Raw genomic sequence first — 17689 nt, 5'->3', positions numbered from 1 at the left:
CTTGACATGGGTGCCAGTTTACATAATCTCTCCCTCTTTTTTCAATATTAACCTTGTAATGCTTCAATCATCGAATCCAAATGTGTAACTTTTTCAGCTAATTTTTCATTCAACTCTGTCATTAAAGCGACTGTATTCTCTAAGTGTTCCTTGACTTTTTCCATATCATGCTCTTGATTTGCTTTAATTAATTCTTTTTTAACATCCATTAATTCTTCATGAATCTCAAGCACTTGATCATGTACGCCTTTTGCTTTTTTCCAATGTTTTCGAGCTTTTTTTAAGGCTTGTTTTTCATGATCACCCTTTATACATAAATCAATGACTTCAGATTTTTTATCATTGATTTGCATGTGTAATTCATGGCTTTTTTTTCTTAATTCATTGAGCTTTAAAAGAACTTCTTTATGCTCATTCGCTATGGAAGGTGTGCTTTTTTTTTCCATATTCATTTCACTTTGTTTCATGTCTTTCTTAAATTTCTTAAGTTTCTTCTCTTCCTCAGGCTTTATGTCACCTTTGCCCTTCTTTTCTTCTTTGACTTTTTCCTCAGGTTTTATGTTTTCTTTACCTTTTTTTTCTTTCTTCGTTTCTTCAGGCTTTATGTTTGCTTTGTCTTTCTTTTCTTTCTTTGTTTCTTCAGGTTTTACATTTCCTTTACCCTTTTTGTCTTTCTTTTCTTCCTTTACTTTTTCCTCAGGTTTTACATTACCTTTACCTTTTTGATCTTTCTTCTTTTCTTTTACTTCTTCCTCAGGTTTTACTTCTTCTTTCTTCTCAGGCTCAACTTTTTCTTCTTTTACTTTTTCACCGCGATCATGATTTTCAGGTGGGTTTGCCATTGTTTCAGGATCTAATATTTGAGCAGAGCTTATGCTCATCACACCAAAAAACAGTACTATCGCTAATAAAATAGAGCTAATTCTTTTCATATCCATTACTCCATTCTTCATAAGATTTTGTTATAGTATATGGATAGGTTGTGTCATAACTCAAAAAAAAATGTATGGATTGGAGAAATAAATGAGTCAGGAAAAGTTCGACTTTACAAAAGGAAGCATACAAAAGAAGATGGTTTTTTTTGCCACACCTGTGTTGTTGGGGAATGTATTACAATCATCATATCAGTTAATTGACAGTCTTTGGGTCGGAAACTTGCTTGGTTCAGAAGCACTTGGAGCGCTCGCTATCTCTGCACCCATCTTTTTTTCCATCCTTTCTTTTATGATTGGGATCAATAGCTCAACCTTAACGATTTTATCTCAGCAAAAGGGTAAAAATGACGAAGAAGGACTAAAAAAGTCACTTAATGCATTTGTTGTCATTTTAGGTATTTTATCTATTTTATTCGGTATTATTGGATTTTTCTTATCAAATATATTACTGAAATGGTTAGGCACACCAGAGGAAATTTTACCTTTGGCTAAATCTTATCTACAAATCAATTTTATAGGAATTATATTTTTATTTGGCTATAACTTTATAGGTACCATTTTAAGAGCCTTAGGAGATAGCAGGACGCCTATAAGATTTATTTTATTAGCTGTTATATTGAACACTTTTCTTGATCCATTATTTATATATGGATTTGGTTTGGGGATGGAAGGGGCAGCCTATGCTACCGTGATCTCTCAAGCAATCGCCTTTTTATACGGACTGTGGTACTCGATTTACAAAGCTAATGTCCCATTTACTATACCGAAGTTTCCACAAAAACGAGAAGTAAAAACTGTACTGAAATTAGGAATTCCTGGTGGGCTTCAAATGATTGCTATATCTAGCGGTTTAGTTGTTGTGATAAGTGTTGTCAACTCATTTGGAAAAGATGTTATAGCAGGTTTTGGCGCTGCCCAAAGAATCGAAAACATTATTTTACTGCCTGCATTTACGTTAGGATCAGTTGTAAATAGTATGGCAGGACAAAATATTGGAGCAGATCGATGGGATCGAGTGAGTGAAATAGCAAAAAAAGGCACTTATTTCATTGTTTCTTTCACTTTATTAATCAGTCTCATTGTTTTTTTAAGTGCCGAGTCTCTCGTGAGATTGTTTGTAGATGATGGGGAAACAGTTGCTTTTGGTACTACTTATTTAAAAACCATTGCTTTCTTTTATCCATTTATCGGGATCAATTTTGTATTAAATGGCATTACTCGTTCCTCAGGTGCTATGATGCAAGTTCTGATTCTGAACATCATTTCATTTTGGGTTTTACGATATCCGCTTGCGTTGGTATTTTCTTCGATTTGGGGCGAAATAGGGATCGGCATTGGGATTGGATTAAGTTTTGTTGTGAGCTGTGTACTTGCTACCCTTTATTACTTTTTTGGAAAATGGAAAGAGATCGACATTTTTAAAGAAAAAAGTAGTGTTGTAAGCCACTAAAAACTTTTAGAATAGAAAAAAAGATGAATATAATGGTAGTACTTATATTCCTTCCACTTGCATACCCCGTAAAAAACACTCACATAAGTGCTGCCATTGTTCTGTGTTTCAAGTGAAGAACTTCTTGTTATTTTTCTAAGAAGTATGCTTACTATATGAGAAATGGATAAAGTAATAGCACCTTATATGGGGAATGAGAAAAGAAATGCCGAACACAAGGGATTTACTCTTAACGCTCCACTTGTACATACCACAAAAGTCGCTTTCAAAAGCATATCCCTTGTTCTGTATTACATATAAGTACTACAATATCTCAAATAATGTAAAAGTATAGCTAAGACGTAAAAGTGGCCTACTAGTAAATGGGATAGACGCTCATTTCGCAGTGGATTGTACCATTGGTATTACATACAGACCTTCATCCTGCTGCCACTCTGCATAAAAAATATCTTCAACTCTTTTAATGTTTATTTTCACCAATTCATTTTGCAACCAAGTTTCATCAAAGCCACTTGCTTTTAAATTATCTAACAAAACTTCCCCGTCGATAATAAAAGTAACGGATAGGAATGTTGGGCGTGGATGCATGTCTAGGTCTTGTTGTGTAGTAGTTGAATATAATGATTTCTTTAGAACTGAAAGTGTACCGTTTGCTTCTAACAAAGCATATTCTACTTCGTGTACGGAAAAAGTATCTTTTTGACGTAATAAAGTTTGCAGTTGATTGATACTCATTTTATTTTTCCTTAGCTCATTTCGATCTATTATGCCATTTTGGATCACTATGGAAGGGTTCCCTTCTAAGAAACCACGAAGTTTTAAAAATTTTATCTCTAACATTTCAGCTATGTACATTAATAAACCCCAAACAAAAACAGCAAATAAAATATATCCAAAACCAATATCTTCATCATATATTGCATTCCCTACAAGTTCACCTAACACTAATGCAGATATGAATTCAAAAGGAGTAACTTGATTAATGGATGTTTTTCCTAAAATTTTGGTCATTAAAAAAAGGAGGATAAATCCTATGAATAACTCTACACTAATATCTACATAATTCATAGAATCCTCATTCTTTCGATCTGTCTTTTCGTTTCCTCAGTCCCTAAATCATGAACTTTTTTATATATCCCAGCTAACACTTCATCATAGTCATCATTTTCTTGATCATTATGATATGCCATTGCTGGTATGAACGACCTTATAAAAGTAGTGTGTTCTGCATCTTCTCTAAAATTAAATAGTTCTTCAAGCTCTGTAAGCTCTTTATCTGATGCATATATCTCAAACTCATAGGAAGCTGCCGTTTGCTCTTCTAGTATAGATCCTGCCTGCACTGAAACGTAATATTTTTTTCTTTCCATAATGGGATAACTCCTCTCCAGTATTATTTAAGTACATAAATGTAAAAGAAATATGCACCAATTAGTATTAAAAGTGTGATAATTACATAACTAAGTAAAACTGGATTTAAAAGAACCGGATGTCTAGTAGTTGTTTCACTTGGATCTTCAGTTCTTTGTTCCTGAGCTAACCTAAATGTATAAATTAACGAGCCCAAAGCGATGATTACGATTAGGACCAATCCAATATTAATGTAAGTACTATACATACCATTCATAACAATCTCCTCCTTTTTATTCCTTTATGTTTTCCCTTTTTGGTAATTCTTATAAGTCATATGTTAAAAATTAAGGGCTAAACTTATTGAATTTCTAACTCATACAAATAGCAAAGAGCTCTTGATCATATATCAAGAGCCCTGCAAAGTTATTTCTAATTCCACTATTTAATATTTCATTAAACAATACTACTCCAATATGTAAGCCAATGCCTCTACAGCTTGATCCAACGTTTCCACAACTACCTGCGATTTATTGGACAGTTCTTTTAACGCATGATGGAATTCTTCTGAACGAACTAGTATAACAGGTTTGCCCATTTGAATGGCTGTGGCAGCATCCATCGCTGTGTTCCACTGTTTATATTTAGAACCAAATAATGCAACAACTACATCTGCTTTGTTCATTAATACAGTTGTCCTAAGGTTGTTCATTTGAGATGCCGCTTCATCTCGATAAATCGCATTCGGTTGTGTTCCTTTAATTAACTCTCCAATTTCGTCTGATCGATCATGATTCTCCTGTGGTCCAACCGTTTGAATCGGAAAGCCTTTTTCTTTGATTTTGTTTCTAAATTGTTCTCTCCAATCATCATGAATTTGACCTGCTAAATAAACTACAAGCTCCATCATTCATTCCTCCTTTAAAATAAATAAAAATATATTAGAATATCCATTCCAATAATTGAAAAATCATTGAAATTATAAGAATGTATCTTCATGAACAATTATTTCACTCTTGAGGAACATGGCAAAATTATTTTTGAAAAATTTTACTTGCCAAGTGATCCAAACTTAGTATACCATAAGTTAAATTTCAAACTTTTTGTGATCGTTAAATAAAATAACTTCTAAATTATGAATTCTTCACTAGATTAAAGGATTTAATAAATGTATGTCGAAATATGAAGATCATGAAAGGAGCAATCATCATGGCTTTTGAAATTCGTCCATATCCAGAATGGTCTTGGTCTCAATCCCGCGATCAAATTTTTAAAGATTGCAGAAGAAAATATTACTACCATTATTATGGTTCACATAACGGTTGGTTAAGAGAGGCATCTGAAGAACAGCGTACTGCATATCGCTTAAAGCAAATTACGAATCTTTATATGATGTTAGGTGATGGTGTTCATCTCATGGCAGAGGCATCGTTAAAACAATGGCAACTTGAAAAATCTATGCCTGAGCAAAAAGAGATTACTGAAGATGTTCGATTTCATCTGAATCAAGCATATAAAGATTCACTAGATATCACAAGGTGGAAGATGGCACCAAAAAAACTGAAAATGTTACATGAATTGTACTACGGAGATAAACTTCCTCCAAAAAGAGTAGAACAAATTAAAGAGCGCATAAAACTATGCATAGCTAATTTTTTTGAAAGTGAAACGATACAAGATCTATTAAGTGAAGATATAAAAATAATGGAAATAGAGGAACTAAACACTTTTCTCATCAACGGACAGAAAATATACGTTAAACTCGACTTTTTATATAAAAAGCGAAACCGCTGGATTATCGTTGATTGGAAAACAGGAAATGAATCTGAGGAAAATGAAAATCAACTTTTGTTATATGCACTATTTTTACACGATAAATATAATGTGCCTTTTGATCAGATGGAAATTAGGTTAGAATACTTATTATCTGGAAAAACTGCTAAGATTACAATCGATGAAAATGAGCTGAAACAGCTTAAAATAGACATTGTACAGAGTATGGATCAAATGAAAAAATGTTTAGAGGATCCTGAAATGAATAAACCTCTACCTATCTCGCAATTTACAGCAAACCCTAATACACGAAACTGTTGGGCCTGTAATTTTAGGGAAAGTTGTGATGAGATTGCTAACTAATGTACTTCATATTGATCATTAGTTAACTTAAATGAACTGTTGTAGTAGACCGTAGGAAAATACAACACCTGCGGTTTCTTTGATTAAGCTTTAAAAATATTATTATTTCACTATTTTAGATATACAAAATATATAAGGAGGAAACCATGCAAAGCATTCAGATTCAGGACATTATTCATGCTAGTCGGGTACTAAATCCCGTAATCGAAACAACCCCACTACAATATAACGAACTGTTATCACAGATGTATGACTGTAATGTTTATTTAAAACGGGAGGATTTACAGGTCGTTCGCTCTTTTAAGATACGAGGGGCTTATCTTGCGATACAAAGTTTATCCAAAGAAGTTCTTGAACGAGGAGTTGTATGTGCCAGTGCCGGAAATCATGCGCAAGGAGTGGCATATTCCTGTAACCGTTTAGGTATCCAAGGTAAAATATTTATGCCTTCTACGACACCAAAGCAAAAAATCTCACAAGTAAAATTATTTGGTAAAGAGTACGTTGAGGTTATTATGACAGGTGATACGTATGATGATGCTTACACCAAAGCCATACAATTTAGTAATGAAAAAGAGATGGCCTTTATTCATCCTTTTGATGATCCCCTTACGGTTATTGGGCAAGGAACAATTGGGATGGAAATTATGAACCAAACTTCAGAAAATATTGACCATGTATTTGTGACTATAGGTGGGGGCGGATTAGCTGCAGGAACAGGGAGTTATATTAAAAGTGTGAGTGCTGACACAAAAATCATTGGTGTTGAACCTGAAGGCGCGCCTGCAATGAAACGATCCATTGAACAAGATCAAATCGTTACCCTTGAGCATATAAACAAATTTGTAGATGGTGCTGCAGTTCAAAAAGTTGGAAAGTTTACATTTGAACTTTGCAAACAACTTTTAGATGATATTGTACTCGTCCCAGAAGGAAAAGCGTGTACGACCATTTTGCAAATGTATAACAATAATGCGATAGTTATTGAACCTGCTGGAGCATTACCCATTACGGCATTAGATTTTTATAAAGATGAAATCAAAGGAAAAAATGTCGTTTGTGTCATCAGTGGTGGAAATAACGATATTGATCGCATGCAGGATATTAAAGAACGATCCCTTATTTATGAAGGCTTAAGGCATTATTTTATTATTAATTTTCCTCAAAGATCAGGAGCTTTAAGAGAATTTCTAGATGATGTACTAGGGAAAGATGATGACATTATTCAATTTGAATATACGAAAAAGAATAATCGAGAAAATGGACCTGCTCTTGTAGGTATTGAGTTAAAACATCGAGAGGATTATCATTCCCTTATTGGACGTTTAGCGGAAAAAGACATTAAGTATATTGAAATTAATAAAGATGAGAAGTTGTTTAATTTGTTGATATAATGTTATTTGTTTAATTAGTCTAAATGTACATATTAAAACGTCCTTGCAATTATTAGCAAGGACGCTTTTTTATATTCTTTTATTTTTATTAATTCATAAAATCTACAAACTGTAAGAAACGTGCAATCATCACAGCCACTTCTGCTCTTGTTGCATGCGCTGATGGTGCAATTGTATTTTCTGTTTTACCGCCAATAATACCTGTCTGTACCATTACTTCTAATTCTTCTTTAGCCCAGTTACTAATTTCTGCATAGTCAGAAAATTTATCTTTTACAATAAGACTTTGATTTAACTTTGATTCATCAAACTGAACTAATTCCATAGCTCGATAGATCATTGCGGCTGCTTGTTCACGTGTTATCAAATCGTTTGGTTTAAAAGTGTTATCATTATAACCTTTCACAATTCCTGCTTCCACAGCGGCATTCAGCTCGTCTACAAACCATTCAGTTCCTTTTACATCTGTAAAAGTACTTGCATAGTCTTTGTTAGATTTCAAATCTAAACTTCTAACCAACATCGCTGCTAATTGTGAACGTGATGTTACTTCATTTGGTGCAAACTTAGTTTCGCTAATACCATTTAGAATATATTTACTAGCTAATTTTTCTATCGTTGTTTGATACCAGCCATTACTATCTTCAAAGCTTACATTATTTTTAACAATTACGTACTTACTGTTTGAAGTACTTTTAATAGTGGCTTCTTTTCCATTAAACATAGTTGGAACAGGAGTAAAAGTTCCATTTTCGTTTAATCGAACTGCAATCGAAAGACTTGGATCAAATCTCTTATCACCCATGATCACACGCTCAACATATTGACTAAAGTACTCTATTTCTACTGATTCTTCTCCTGAAGTTACTTCTATATTAAATTCATAAACGTCTGATGCTAAATCTAATTCATTTTTTTCCTCAGTTAATTTACTATCTTTCAATTTATTGATTTGAATAGATATTTCTAAATCGTCTGAAGATACTCCTAATTCCTTAGCCGTATCATCTAGATCTATTTCTTCTACAGGAAGTCGATAAGAAACTTCATCTGTCACAATTTCTATAATGGCTTCATCATTCTTATCAGTTACTGCTTCAATACTTTCAGAGTTGAACTGAATATCTAATGTATCTGTTTCAACCGTTGATAAATCAATAACTAGTTGATCTACTTCTTTTGCTTTTTTTAATGCTTTGGTTATGTCTTTATCTTCTACTTCAACTGTTGTTTTGATAGTACCGTCTGATTGTTCTTCCGTTTTTGCATCTTTAGCTACATCAACATATACACTCGTAGGCTCGTCTGATTCTTCTTCAGATTCTCCTTGTTCAGTTGACTCGGTTTCTTCATCATCTGCTGGGGGCAGTGCTATACCTCCTCCTCCGCTTGGACCTCCACCACCGTCGTTAGAACCTCCGCCATCTAATCCATTATTATCATCATTTCCTTCTGAACCATTGTCAGACCCTTCATCAGCTTCAATTGTAAACGTTTCTGACAATTCAATTGGATCTTGATCTGAAATAGGAATGGATATAACAAAATTATAATGTCCTTGAGATAAACTTAACTCGTCTAAATCGATTTCGTAGTTATGAATAAATCCTTCATTTAGTAATTCATTTTTATCTTGAAATAATTTATTATTATTTTCATCTAAAATTGTAAAGGTTGCATTAATATAATTAACTTCATATAATTCTAATGCTTCCTGAAATTTAAAATCACCACGTTGCAAGTAATATTCAGACATTAGTTTATTACCTTCTTTGAAAAGTTCTAGATCATGCGCTACTTCTTCTGAAAACAATAATTCCGTTAGTGAATTAATATTTATTAAATCTGATTTCCATGTCCATATTTTATTATATATATCTGTTCCATTAGAAATAGTTGCACCAAAGCTATATTCACTTGGAGTAACCTGTAGCGTAGAAGGAAAGCTTAAAAGAAATCTTCCTTTTTCATCAAAAACACTCCTATTATATAACTCTATATCCTCACTATTTTCATTTTTATATGTCACTTTCATAGAGTTTTCTAATTCAGTATCAAAAGTGACTGGAGTGTTTCCTTTATTTATTTCTACTTCTTTATACAGTTGAAATGCTTCATTATTAGAATTTAGTCCACCGTAATATACATGTAACGAACTCAAATTATTAGGTAGCCACAGTTCAAATGAATTTTTCACTTTATAATCATGGGAAAATTGAAGTTCTCCCATTTCGAAATTGAATTTGTGATCTACATATCCATCCAGTGTATCAAATTGCAATACATTTAAATTATCGAAGGATAAATCAATTTCTTCAATGGACAAAACTTCTGCTCCAGTCAAAGCTTTTTGAATATGATATAAGATTTGGGAATCTTCACTACTTTCTCTCTTTATTTTAAGAATTAAGTCTAGTACATAGGTCTCGTCTTTTTGTAATTCTATCTGTTTAAGTCTATCAAGAGAATGAAAGTATTGATATTCATTATTTGATACGTTTTTAATTCTTCCTAATTCAAACCTCTCATAATCATAACCTAAAGGTAATTGAACAGGATTAAAGACAGTAAATGTTTTATTCATTTCAATTGTTTCATTTGGTAGTTGGACAGTAACAAAATATTCATAAATACCAGATGGTAATTCTAAGTCATGAAAGTTGTATCCTAAAACAGATCCTACTGAAGTATTTAATACTAATTCAGGATTTCCATCTATTTTATTAATTATAATATCTGACGATTCATCCCAACCATCGCTCAAATATACAAGATTAAAATCTCCACTTTTTAATTGAACATACGATTGAATATTGCCTTCATCTGTAACATGAATATCTAACTTAGATTCTATTTCATTTTTTAAAGTTAAAGTTGTATTTGATGTAATATTTAAGGTTTCCGTATCCCAATTCCACGAATGTTTCCCTGGATGATCTCCCTTTACAACGCCTAAAAGGATTTGCTTTAAACCTGGGCTTACCAAAAACTTATTAATAGGTATATCACTACCTACCTTTATTCTATTAAAGTTATCTCTAATACCCACTTGATGTATTTCTATATCATCTGATATTTGAAAATTTAATTCAACTGCATCATTAAGTGCATCATCAAAAGTAATTGGTTGTAGGACCTCATCTGAATCAACTGTTTTAGTTAAAATGAATGTTTCAGTTTCTGACATTTTTCCAGCATACTTGATATTAAGTACTTCATAAGAATCAGGTATCCATATTTCGGCAGTATTCTCAACAAAACCATATTCCCAATCCATCAATATAGAATCATATACGATAGAGAAACCATATCTTGGTGATACATATACAACTTGATTTTGATGTTCTTCATCAATATTTATTTGTAAAATTTCCATTCCATTACCGGAAAGTTCTATTCGTTCTAATGAATGTAATTGATGCAAACTCTCGAATTCCTCTTGGTAATTAAATACTACAATTCTATGATCTTCTTTGTCTCTTAAATGAAAAACCAAATCTACAGTAATAGAATTATCAATTTCATTTTTATCAAATTCTTTTAGTTCGCTCAAAAAATCAATAACTTGTGAAAAATCAGAAGTTAAAATTGATCCCTTATAAAAATCTAAAACCTCATAACCTTCAGGTCCTATTATTTCAAAACCATCTTCGTTAAACTCTTCTAATAGTTCGTTTTCTTTTTGGTTTATATTATCCATTTCTTGGATATTATCTGTCTCACCTTCAAACAATTTATCATAATCTTCAGAAGGTTTTTCTTCTACCATTTGTTCCTCTTTAGAGAATTCTTGATGTAAAGATTCTGCCTCTCTTAATTCTATCTCAGCAATCTCCCTTTCAGCTTGAACAACAGCCAGAGGAACCAATGAAGAAAAAATAAGTAAAAAAGATAATAACGATACTAATATGTACCTATACCTGTTTCTCATGTTGTCAACTCCACCTTTTATTTTAGTTATACAGTACATATTTTACTATAACTACATTTTTAATTAACATGTATATAATACCAAGTTGCCCTCATTTCTCCTTTTTGTGCTTAAAAGGAAGAATCAAATAATACCCAAATGGTTTGCAATGCTCTCTTCTTCTTCCTTCACGTAAATTTGTTAAAGCTGCATTAATCTCTCCACCTAGGATGATTGTTATATTAATTAAGTACATCCAAATGAGTAAACCAATCACTCCTCCAATACTTCCGTACGTTTTTGAAAAATTACCAAAGTTATTTATATAAATTGAAAATACAAGTGAAACCACGATTAAACCAATGGTTGTAAAAATGGCTCCAGGTAAAACCTGTCTATACTTTAACTTTCGATTTGGTGCACTATGGTACAAAAACAAAAATACAAAGAAAATAACAAAGAGCGGAATCAAATATTTCAACCATCCCCATACGATTCCAAAATATTGTGGCAAATCAAAAAAACTAAACACTTGTCTACCTATTACTTCTCCAAAAACAAGCATGATAAATAATAGCAATAGTACCAAAGCCAGATACAAAGTATATAAAATAGAAATCCCTCTAACGACAACATAGTGTCTGTTTTCTGCTTCATCATAAGCCTTATTAATCCCACGAATAATGGCCATAACCCCTCTAGAGGCTGTCCAAATAGTAGCAATTACTCCTAAGGATAATAGTGTTTCACTACGGCTGGATACCGTTTCGGCAATCAAATTTATAATCGTCTGATCTGTATTATCAGGCAGGAGCTCCGTGATCTCCTTTAGTACATCCTGGCTTGTAATGGTCGTATATGAAAGTAATGTAATGAGAAAGATGAGGAAAGGAAAAAACGATAAGATCTGATAATACGTTAACTGTGCAGCTATAGCGTTTACTTCATCGTCTTGAATTCTGCATATCATTTCATTGAAAAATGGTTTGATTTTCACATTCTTCACTCCGAATAAAATTGAAGTTGTAAAACTTATTGAAACTATAATATAGAAATTTAAGAATTTAATCTATTATTAGTATTGGATTTATCCATTAATTTAATCAAATATAGCTATCATTCTTTTATTTTCCAAACATTTCCTAAGTCATTTATACTGTTCACAGTTCAAAAATGGATTGTTGACGATTTTTATATTTATACTTATGGTAGGATAATGGATAGTATACCTGGAGGTGACGTTGCCTTAGAAGGTATATTATCTAATTTTGGTTTTTGAATATATCTGAGGAATTAGGAAAGGAGAAAAGAGGAAGACAGTGGAAAATTAATCTCCACTGTTCTGTATTTGTGTCTCTATTTCATTTAATAGGCTATTACTTTTATTATCTTTTACATTCTGATAAGTTTGTCTCCATTGTGCAATTGTCGTTGGATCAAATCCCTCTGTTTCAAATTCTTTTTCTGCTTGTGTCATCAAGTCTTCAAACTGAGTATCACAACTTTCCTCAGCTTGAACTAATTTATCTAGAAAAGTAGATTGTAAATATTGAACTGTGACTTGTTCTCCATTAGCCGTTTTACTGTCAATGTCTGAGCTGATTTCAGCAGCTAGATCGTTGGCCTTTGCATCACAAGTATGTTGTAGCGTTTCTATTTGGTTAAGATATTTCTGTTCAACTTCTTGTGTGACTGGGATTATATTAGAACCTACACCCTGTTCCTGGGGTTCTTCATCATTTTCTTGACTGGTAATTTGATCTTCAGTAGATTCTGAAGCTCTTACTTCTGTTTCTATTTCCTGATTTTGAGATAATTCAGTGGTCGTCTCTTCTTCCAAACCCTTTATTTTAACATTAGGATCCAGTATATCTAAAGTTCTGCCATAGTATCTTGCTATTTGCCGTAAAGCATCAATTTCTTCTTGTGTTAACTTTGCTAAAAGTGTGTCTCTTATATGTTTTAACTCCTCAGGAGATAGTCCTTCTCTTACCTCTCCCGTTAAGTACTGCATTTCTTTTAAACTTAAACCAGAGTTCAATAAGATAGAAGTAACATCTAGTGCATCTCCCATTTCTATGGGTTTATCTGCAAATTCTTCTGCCTTTTTCAGTTGACCTTCAACACTTGAAGGTAATGAATTGGGGTTTATTTCTTCAGAACTAGAAGTATTTACTTGTTCTCTACCATCTAATCGCTCTTGGATGTCTGTTATATCTTTGGATTTAAGATCAATATAAATCCAGGTAATTGTAGTTAATAGAACTATTAAAAGAAAAGAAACGGTAATAATAGTCCTACGTTTCCATGGTTTTAGGTTTTTCCAACGTTTTTTCATGAATGATCACACCTATTAGTATGGGATTTGATTATATTATACATGATTGACTTAAGTATAAAAGTCCATTATTTATTTTAAGATCTATTTTATTAAATTCTAAGTTTTAAGTTTCCTTTTTCTTAATTCCACTAACTTTACCAAACAAAAAAAATAATTAATTACCCTAATGCTTTGACTTAACTTTGAATAGACCCACCAAGATCTCCTAACTCCTAATCCCTACTAAATAAGTCCCTAGTATACACTTTATCTTCAACTTTTTTTAGATCATCGTTTAATCGATTTGCAACAATAATATCACTAATATTCTTAAATTCTTCAAAATTATTTATAACTTTAGAATTATAAAATTCATCTTGAGCAAGTGTTGGCTCATAAACTACTACTTCAATACCTTTTGCCTTTATACGTTTCATTACTCCTTGTATCGCTGATTGCCTAAAATTATCAGAGTACATTTTCATAGTGAGTCTATAAATACCTACAACCTTAGGGTTTTTATTAATAATCATATCTGCAATATGATCTTTTCTTGTTCTGTTAGCATCAACGATTGCTTTCATGATATTGTTTGGTACATCTTCATAGTTAGCAAGTAGCTGCTTCGTATCTTTAGGTAAGCAATATCCACCATAACCAAAGGAAGGGTTATTGTAATGATCGCCTATTCGTGGATCAAGACCTACTCCATCAATAATTTGTTTAGTATTTAAACCTCTAAATTCTGCATAGGAGTCTAGCTCATTGAAGAAAGCAACTCTCATAGCTAGATAAGTATTTGCAAATAACTTAATAGCTTCAGCTTCTGTTGAATTGGTAAATAATACGTTAATATTTTCTTTAAGTGCACCCTCTACTAACAAATCTGCGAAAACTTTAGCTCTTTCAGACTGTTCACCAACAATAATTCTTGAAGGGTGTAAATTATCATATAAAGCTTTTCCTTCTCGTAGAAACTCTGGTGAAAAGATAATATTTTCTGTCTCAAATTTTTCTCGTACTGCTTCTGTATAGCCTACCGGAACAGTAGATTTAATAATCATCACTGCAACTGGGTTAATAGATAAAACGTTAGCAATAACAGCTTCAATAGTTCTAGTATTAAAGTAATTCTTTTTAGGATCATAATTGGTAGGTGTAGATATGATTATATATTCGGCATCCTTAAATGCTTTATAATTATCCGTTGTAGCAGTTAAGTTTAATTCTTTTGTTGCTAGAAACTCTTCAATCTCATTATCTATTATAGGAGATTTTTTATTATTAATCATATCTACTTTATCTTGAATAATATCTAAAGCAATTACTTCATTATGTTGGGCTAATAAGACTGCGTTTGACAGACCAACATAACCTGTTCCAGCTATAGTAATTTTCATAATAACTTTCTCCTTCTCAATATTACATATACTTTTAAGACTTCCATACTTCCATAAGAATTAAATCCATGGTATTTTAATTAATTACTCAACCCATTAAATAATAAATAATACTCTATCTATTATTCCCTATTTCACTAAAGAGTTGCAATGTTCCTCTACTTCTTCCCATGTCATATATATACGAACAATATCTTCTTCAATAAGTTGTGAACCAGTCTGTACTTCAATAAATTCCAAGTCAGTGGTGGCCTTAATACAATGCATTGCTTCAACTGGAATGACTAAAACATCACCTGGTTTTACTGTGCGAATTTCATCATTTAAAGCAAAATCGCCTTCACCTTTAATGATTGTCCAAACTTCACTTCTTGCATAGTGCTTCTGATAACTTAAATTCTTTCCAGCTTTAACACAAATTCTCTTTGTTAGGACTTCATTTCCTTCTTCAAACTTTGTATGATCAAGTACCTTATACCATCCCCAACGTCTTTCTTCATACATCGGACGTTGTTCAAAGCCTTTTAGTACCTCTTTAATTCTTGGACTCGCTACCTTATCAGTTACCAATATTCCATCTGGGCTTGCTGCAACAACCACATCTTTTATACCTAAAACTGTGACTGGAATATCTAACTCATTTACTAAATGAGTATTAGTGGAATCCTCACTGATAGTACCTTTTCCAATTTGCTTTGTGCCCATTTCTTCTGTTAACGTATTCCATGTACCAAGGTCTTTCCAACTTTCACTGTATGGGAGAGCAACAATTTTTTCTGCCTTCTCAACTACTGCGTAATCAAAGCTAATTTTTTCAAGATTGTGATACTGCTTCGCCAACTCCTCATATCGAATTGGTAAGCCCTTAGACTCTAATAATGAGATGATATATTCTAGTTTAAAAGCAAACACACCACAATTCCATAAAGCATTTTTATCCATTAAATCTTTTGCTTCTATTGCTGATGGTTTTTCTTTAAAATGACTTACTTGAATATAATCATTCTCATTATTTTGTTTCGGAACTATATAACCATACTTCTCTGAAGGAAATGTGGGGTCAACTCCCATCAATGCTAAATCTGCCTCAGATTTACTCAATGCTATCTCTAAGTCTTTTATTCTTTCAAAAAAGCTAATATCTACATAAGGGTCAACTGGTAATATTCCAATTATTTCATTTAAACTACTCTCTTTTACAGAATAAAGATAGGTAGCTGCTAATGCGATAGCAGGAAATGTATCACGACGCTCTGGTTCGATAATTAATGGAATATGATTACCTAGTTGACTATGAATCATATCCACTTGAGATTTACTAGTTGCAATTACTGTTGATTCATTTAACTGTAACATTTCTAACTGATTCCAAACTCTTTGAACCATAGATTCCAGATTTCCATTATTGTCTAAAACTTTTAAAAATTGCTTTGACCTTGAGTCATTAGATAGTGGCCATAATCGCTTCCCGGAACCACCAGACAATAAAATCATTTCCATTATTTAGTCCCCCATTTTTTTATAGGATAATATTTTTTATATAAATATTATGTATATTTTTTGTAAATAATTTTTCAAGTTTCATTCGTAATTTTAACACTTATAGTTAAATAATTTTAATCAGAACATAATCTATTAACATTTTTTAAATGCTCTTCTTATAGCAATCTAGAGTTTTTATTCCTATTTGTTTCCATGAATATTTTGTATTTACATCTTTATAAGCATTTTCAGCAATACTTTTTCTAGTTTCAGGATTATCGATTAGATTGATAAGAGCAGTTTTAAAATTCTCAATATCTCCATATTTTACTGTATAAGCATTATACCGATCCCTTAAAACATCTTTAAAACCATCAATATCTGTTGCAATTATTGGCTTATTAAATGACATCCCAGTCAACAAAGCCCCAGATTGTGTAATATTTTTATAAGGATATACTAATATATCTGCAGCATTATGATATATTGGTAACATCTCTGTTGGTATATATTCGAAATTGGTTTTTATATTTTTTAGGCCTGCTTGGGAAATTATATTTCGTAATGAGTTTAAATATTTTTCATCACCATTCCCGGCAATTATAAGTTTCACATTCTTTCTTTCATCACTGACTTTTTTCCAAGTATCTAATAAGAATTCAATTCCTTTATATGGTCTAATTATGCCAAAGAAAAGAACCACAACTTCATCACTATTTATCCCGATATTTTTTTTACTTTCAACATTGTCATATTCTATATTTAAATTAAACATAGGCCCATGAGGGATAACTTTTATTTTTTCAGTTTCAACATTAATGTTACTGATTAGCTCTTTCTTAGCATGATCTGTATGACAAATAAGATTATCTGCTACTTCCTTATACACTTTTGAATAAACCTTTTTATATCTATCATTAGTATCATGTGGCAGTATATTATGAACTGTATATATTATTTTAATCCCTCTTAATTTTAATAACTTTAATAGATGAATTTCCAATCTAGTCTTAGTTAGTAGGTTTAACCATTGAATGTGAATTACATCTGGCTTCTTTATAAGAAGTCTAATTGTATATGTTATTAAATTAGCTAAGTATTCACCCAACTTTAAAATTTGTCTAATCTTTTTTTGTCTAATACCTAACTTAGAAACTATATCAAACAGTCCTGGGTCATTTTTTATTCCATTACTTTTAAAATATGTTGTATCTAAATGAAAAGATATAGATGCAAACTTCGTTTTAGAGTTTAAACTCATTATTTCTTTAATCAAGTAGTAATCATAATACGGGGTTATACATAATAAGTC

14 protein-coding genes are annotated in these 17689 nt (G+C 31.9%); 3 read left to right on the top strand and 11 right to left on the bottom strand.

The window, feature by feature from the left end; all coding sequences use genetic code 11:
- Positions 1 to 47: 47 nt before the first annotated feature.
- Positions 48 to 932, bottom strand: a complete 885-nt coding sequence (locus tag ERL59_RS10400; RefSeq protein WP_160646140.1) for a hypothetical protein — start codon at positions 930 to 932, stop codon at positions 48 to 50.
- A gap of 91 nt (positions 933 to 1023) precedes the next feature.
- Between ERL59_RS10400 and ERL59_RS10395 the strand changes: the two genes are divergently transcribed.
- Positions 1024 to 2385 carry an MATE family efflux transporter gene (locus ERL59_RS10395; RefSeq protein WP_160646139.1) on the top strand — a complete coding sequence of 454 codons (1362 nt, stop codon included), beginning with the start codon at positions 1024 to 1026 and terminating at the stop codon, positions 2383 to 2385.
- Positions 2386 to 2760: 375 nt separating this feature from the next.
- On the opposite strand, the gene ERL59_RS10390 is transcribed toward ERL59_RS10395, so the two are convergent.
- The 4 genes from ERL59_RS10390 to ERL59_RS10375 form a co-directional block, all read right to left on the bottom strand.
- Positions 2761 to 3453, bottom strand: a complete 693-nt coding sequence (locus ERL59_RS10390) for a DUF421 domain-containing protein (RefSeq protein ID WP_160646138.1) — start codon at positions 3451 to 3453, stop codon at positions 2761 to 2763.
- A complete protein-coding gene (locus ERL59_RS10385; RefSeq protein WP_160646137.1) occupies positions 3450 to 3755 on the bottom strand; it encodes a hypothetical protein in 306 nt (101 codons plus the stop codon). The genes ERL59_RS10390 and ERL59_RS10385 overlap by 4 nt, the downstream gene beginning before the upstream one ends.
- 23 nt (positions 3756 to 3778) lie before the next feature.
- Entirely contained in the window at positions 3779 to 4012 is a 234-nt protein-coding gene (locus tag ERL59_RS10380; RefSeq protein ID WP_160646136.1) for a hypothetical protein, read from the bottom strand.
- A gap of 189 nt (positions 4013 to 4201) precedes the next feature.
- Complete coding sequence (locus tag ERL59_RS10375; protein WP_160646135.1) at positions 4202 to 4642, bottom strand: YtoQ family protein; 441 nt, start codon at positions 4640 to 4642, stop codon at positions 4202 to 4204.
- Between the two features lie 302 nt (positions 4643 to 4944).
- Between ERL59_RS10375 and ERL59_RS10370 the strand changes: the two genes are divergently transcribed.
- Positions 4945 to 5871: a PD-(D/E)XK nuclease family protein gene (locus ERL59_RS10370; RefSeq protein WP_160646134.1), complete on the top strand. Its 927-nt coding sequence runs from the start codon at positions 4945 to 4947 to the stop codon at positions 5869 to 5871.
- Between the two features lie 146 nt (positions 5872 to 6017).
- A complete protein-coding gene (gene ilvA, locus ERL59_RS10365; RefSeq protein WP_160646133.1) occupies positions 6018 to 7265 on the top strand; it encodes a threonine ammonia-lyase IlvA in 1248 nt (415 codons plus the stop codon).
- Between the two features lie 88 nt (positions 7266 to 7353).
- On the opposite strand, the gene ERL59_RS10360 is transcribed toward ilvA, so the two are convergent.
- From ERL59_RS10360 to ERL59_RS10335, 6 genes are all read right to left on the bottom strand, one after another.
- A complete protein-coding gene (locus ERL59_RS10360; RefSeq protein WP_160646132.1) occupies positions 7354 to 11196 on the bottom strand; it encodes an S-layer homology domain-containing protein in 3843 nt (1280 codons plus the stop codon).
- Between the two features lie 91 nt (positions 11197 to 11287).
- The gene (locus ERL59_RS10355) at positions 11288 to 12172 is read right to left on the bottom strand and encodes a YihY/virulence factor BrkB family protein (RefSeq protein WP_328699933.1); all 885 of its coding nucleotides are present in this window, start codon (positions 12170 to 12172) and stop codon (positions 11288 to 11290) included.
- A gap of 330 nt (positions 12173 to 12502) precedes the next feature.
- Positions 12503 to 13513, bottom strand: coding sequence for a hypothetical protein (locus ERL59_RS10350; RefSeq protein WP_160646131.1), 1011 nt, complete (start codon positions 13511 to 13513; stop codon positions 12503 to 12505).
- A gap of 215 nt (positions 13514 to 13728) precedes the next feature.
- Positions 13729 to 14895 (bottom strand): nucleotide sugar dehydrogenase, encoded by a 1167-nt coding sequence (locus ERL59_RS10345; RefSeq protein WP_160646130.1) that lies wholly within the window; start codon positions 14893 to 14895, stop codon positions 13729 to 13731.
- A gap of 129 nt (positions 14896 to 15024) precedes the next feature.
- Positions 15025 to 16395 (bottom strand): sugar phosphate nucleotidyltransferase, encoded by a 1371-nt coding sequence (locus tag ERL59_RS10340; RefSeq protein ID WP_160646129.1) that lies wholly within the window; start codon positions 16393 to 16395, stop codon positions 15025 to 15027.
- A 145-nt stretch (positions 16396 to 16540) separates the two neighbouring features.
- Positions 16541 to 17653, bottom strand: a complete 1113-nt coding sequence (locus ERL59_RS10335; RefSeq protein WP_160646128.1) for a glycosyltransferase family 4 protein — start codon at positions 17651 to 17653, stop codon at positions 16541 to 16543.
- Between the last annotated feature and the right edge of the window lie 36 nt (positions 17654 to 17689).

The sequence above is a fragment of the Chengkuizengella marina genome, from assembly GCF_009910845.1.
Taxonomy (GTDB): domain Bacteria; phylum Bacillota; class Bacilli; order Paenibacillales; family KCTC-33759; genus Chengkuizengella; species Chengkuizengella marina.
This window is presented reverse-complemented; position numbering and strand designations above follow the sequence as displayed.

Excerpts from the sequence above, each read along its gene's own strand:
- ERL59_RS10400 (WP_160646140.1), bottom strand. The coding sequence starts at position 932 with ATGAAAAGAATTAGCTCTATTTTATTAGCGATAGTACTGTTTTTTGGT.
- ERL59_RS10395 (WP_160646139.1), top strand. The coding sequence starts at position 1,024 with ATGAGTCAGGAAAAGTTCGACTTTACAAAAGGAAGCATACAAAAGAAG.
- ERL59_RS10390 (WP_160646138.1), bottom strand. The coding sequence starts at position 3,453 with ATGAATTATGTAGATATTAGTGTAGAGTTATTCATAGGATTTATCCTC.
- ERL59_RS10385 (WP_160646137.1), bottom strand. The coding sequence starts at position 3,755 with ATGGAAAGAAAAAAATATTACGTTTCAGTGCAGGCAGGATCTATACTA.
- ERL59_RS10380 (WP_160646136.1), bottom strand. The coding sequence starts at position 4,012 with ATGAATGGTATGTATAGTACTTACATTAATATTGGATTGGTCCTAATC.
- ERL59_RS10375 (WP_160646135.1), bottom strand. The coding sequence starts at position 4,642 with ATGGAGCTTGTAGTTTATTTAGCAGGTCAAATTCATGATGATTGGAGA.
- ERL59_RS10370 (WP_160646134.1), top strand. The coding sequence starts at position 4,945 with ATGGCTTTTGAAATTCGTCCATATCCAGAATGGTCTTGGTCTCAATCC.
- ilvA (WP_160646133.1), top strand. The coding sequence starts at position 6,018 with ATGCAAAGCATTCAGATTCAGGACATTATTCATGCTAGTCGGGTACTA.
- ERL59_RS10360 (WP_160646132.1), bottom strand. The coding sequence starts at position 11,196 with ATGAGAAACAGGTATAGGTACATATTAGTATCGTTATTATCTTTTTTA.
- ERL59_RS10350 (WP_160646131.1), bottom strand. The coding sequence starts at position 13,513 with ATGAAAAAACGTTGGAAAAACCTAAAACCATGGAAACGTAGGACTATT.
- ERL59_RS10345 (WP_160646130.1), bottom strand. The coding sequence starts at position 14,895 with ATGAAAATTACTATAGCTGGAACAGGTTATGTTGGTCTGTCAAACGCA.
- ERL59_RS10340 (WP_160646129.1), bottom strand. The coding sequence starts at position 16,395 with ATGGAAATGATTTTATTGTCTGGTGGTTCCGGGAAGCGATTATGGCCA.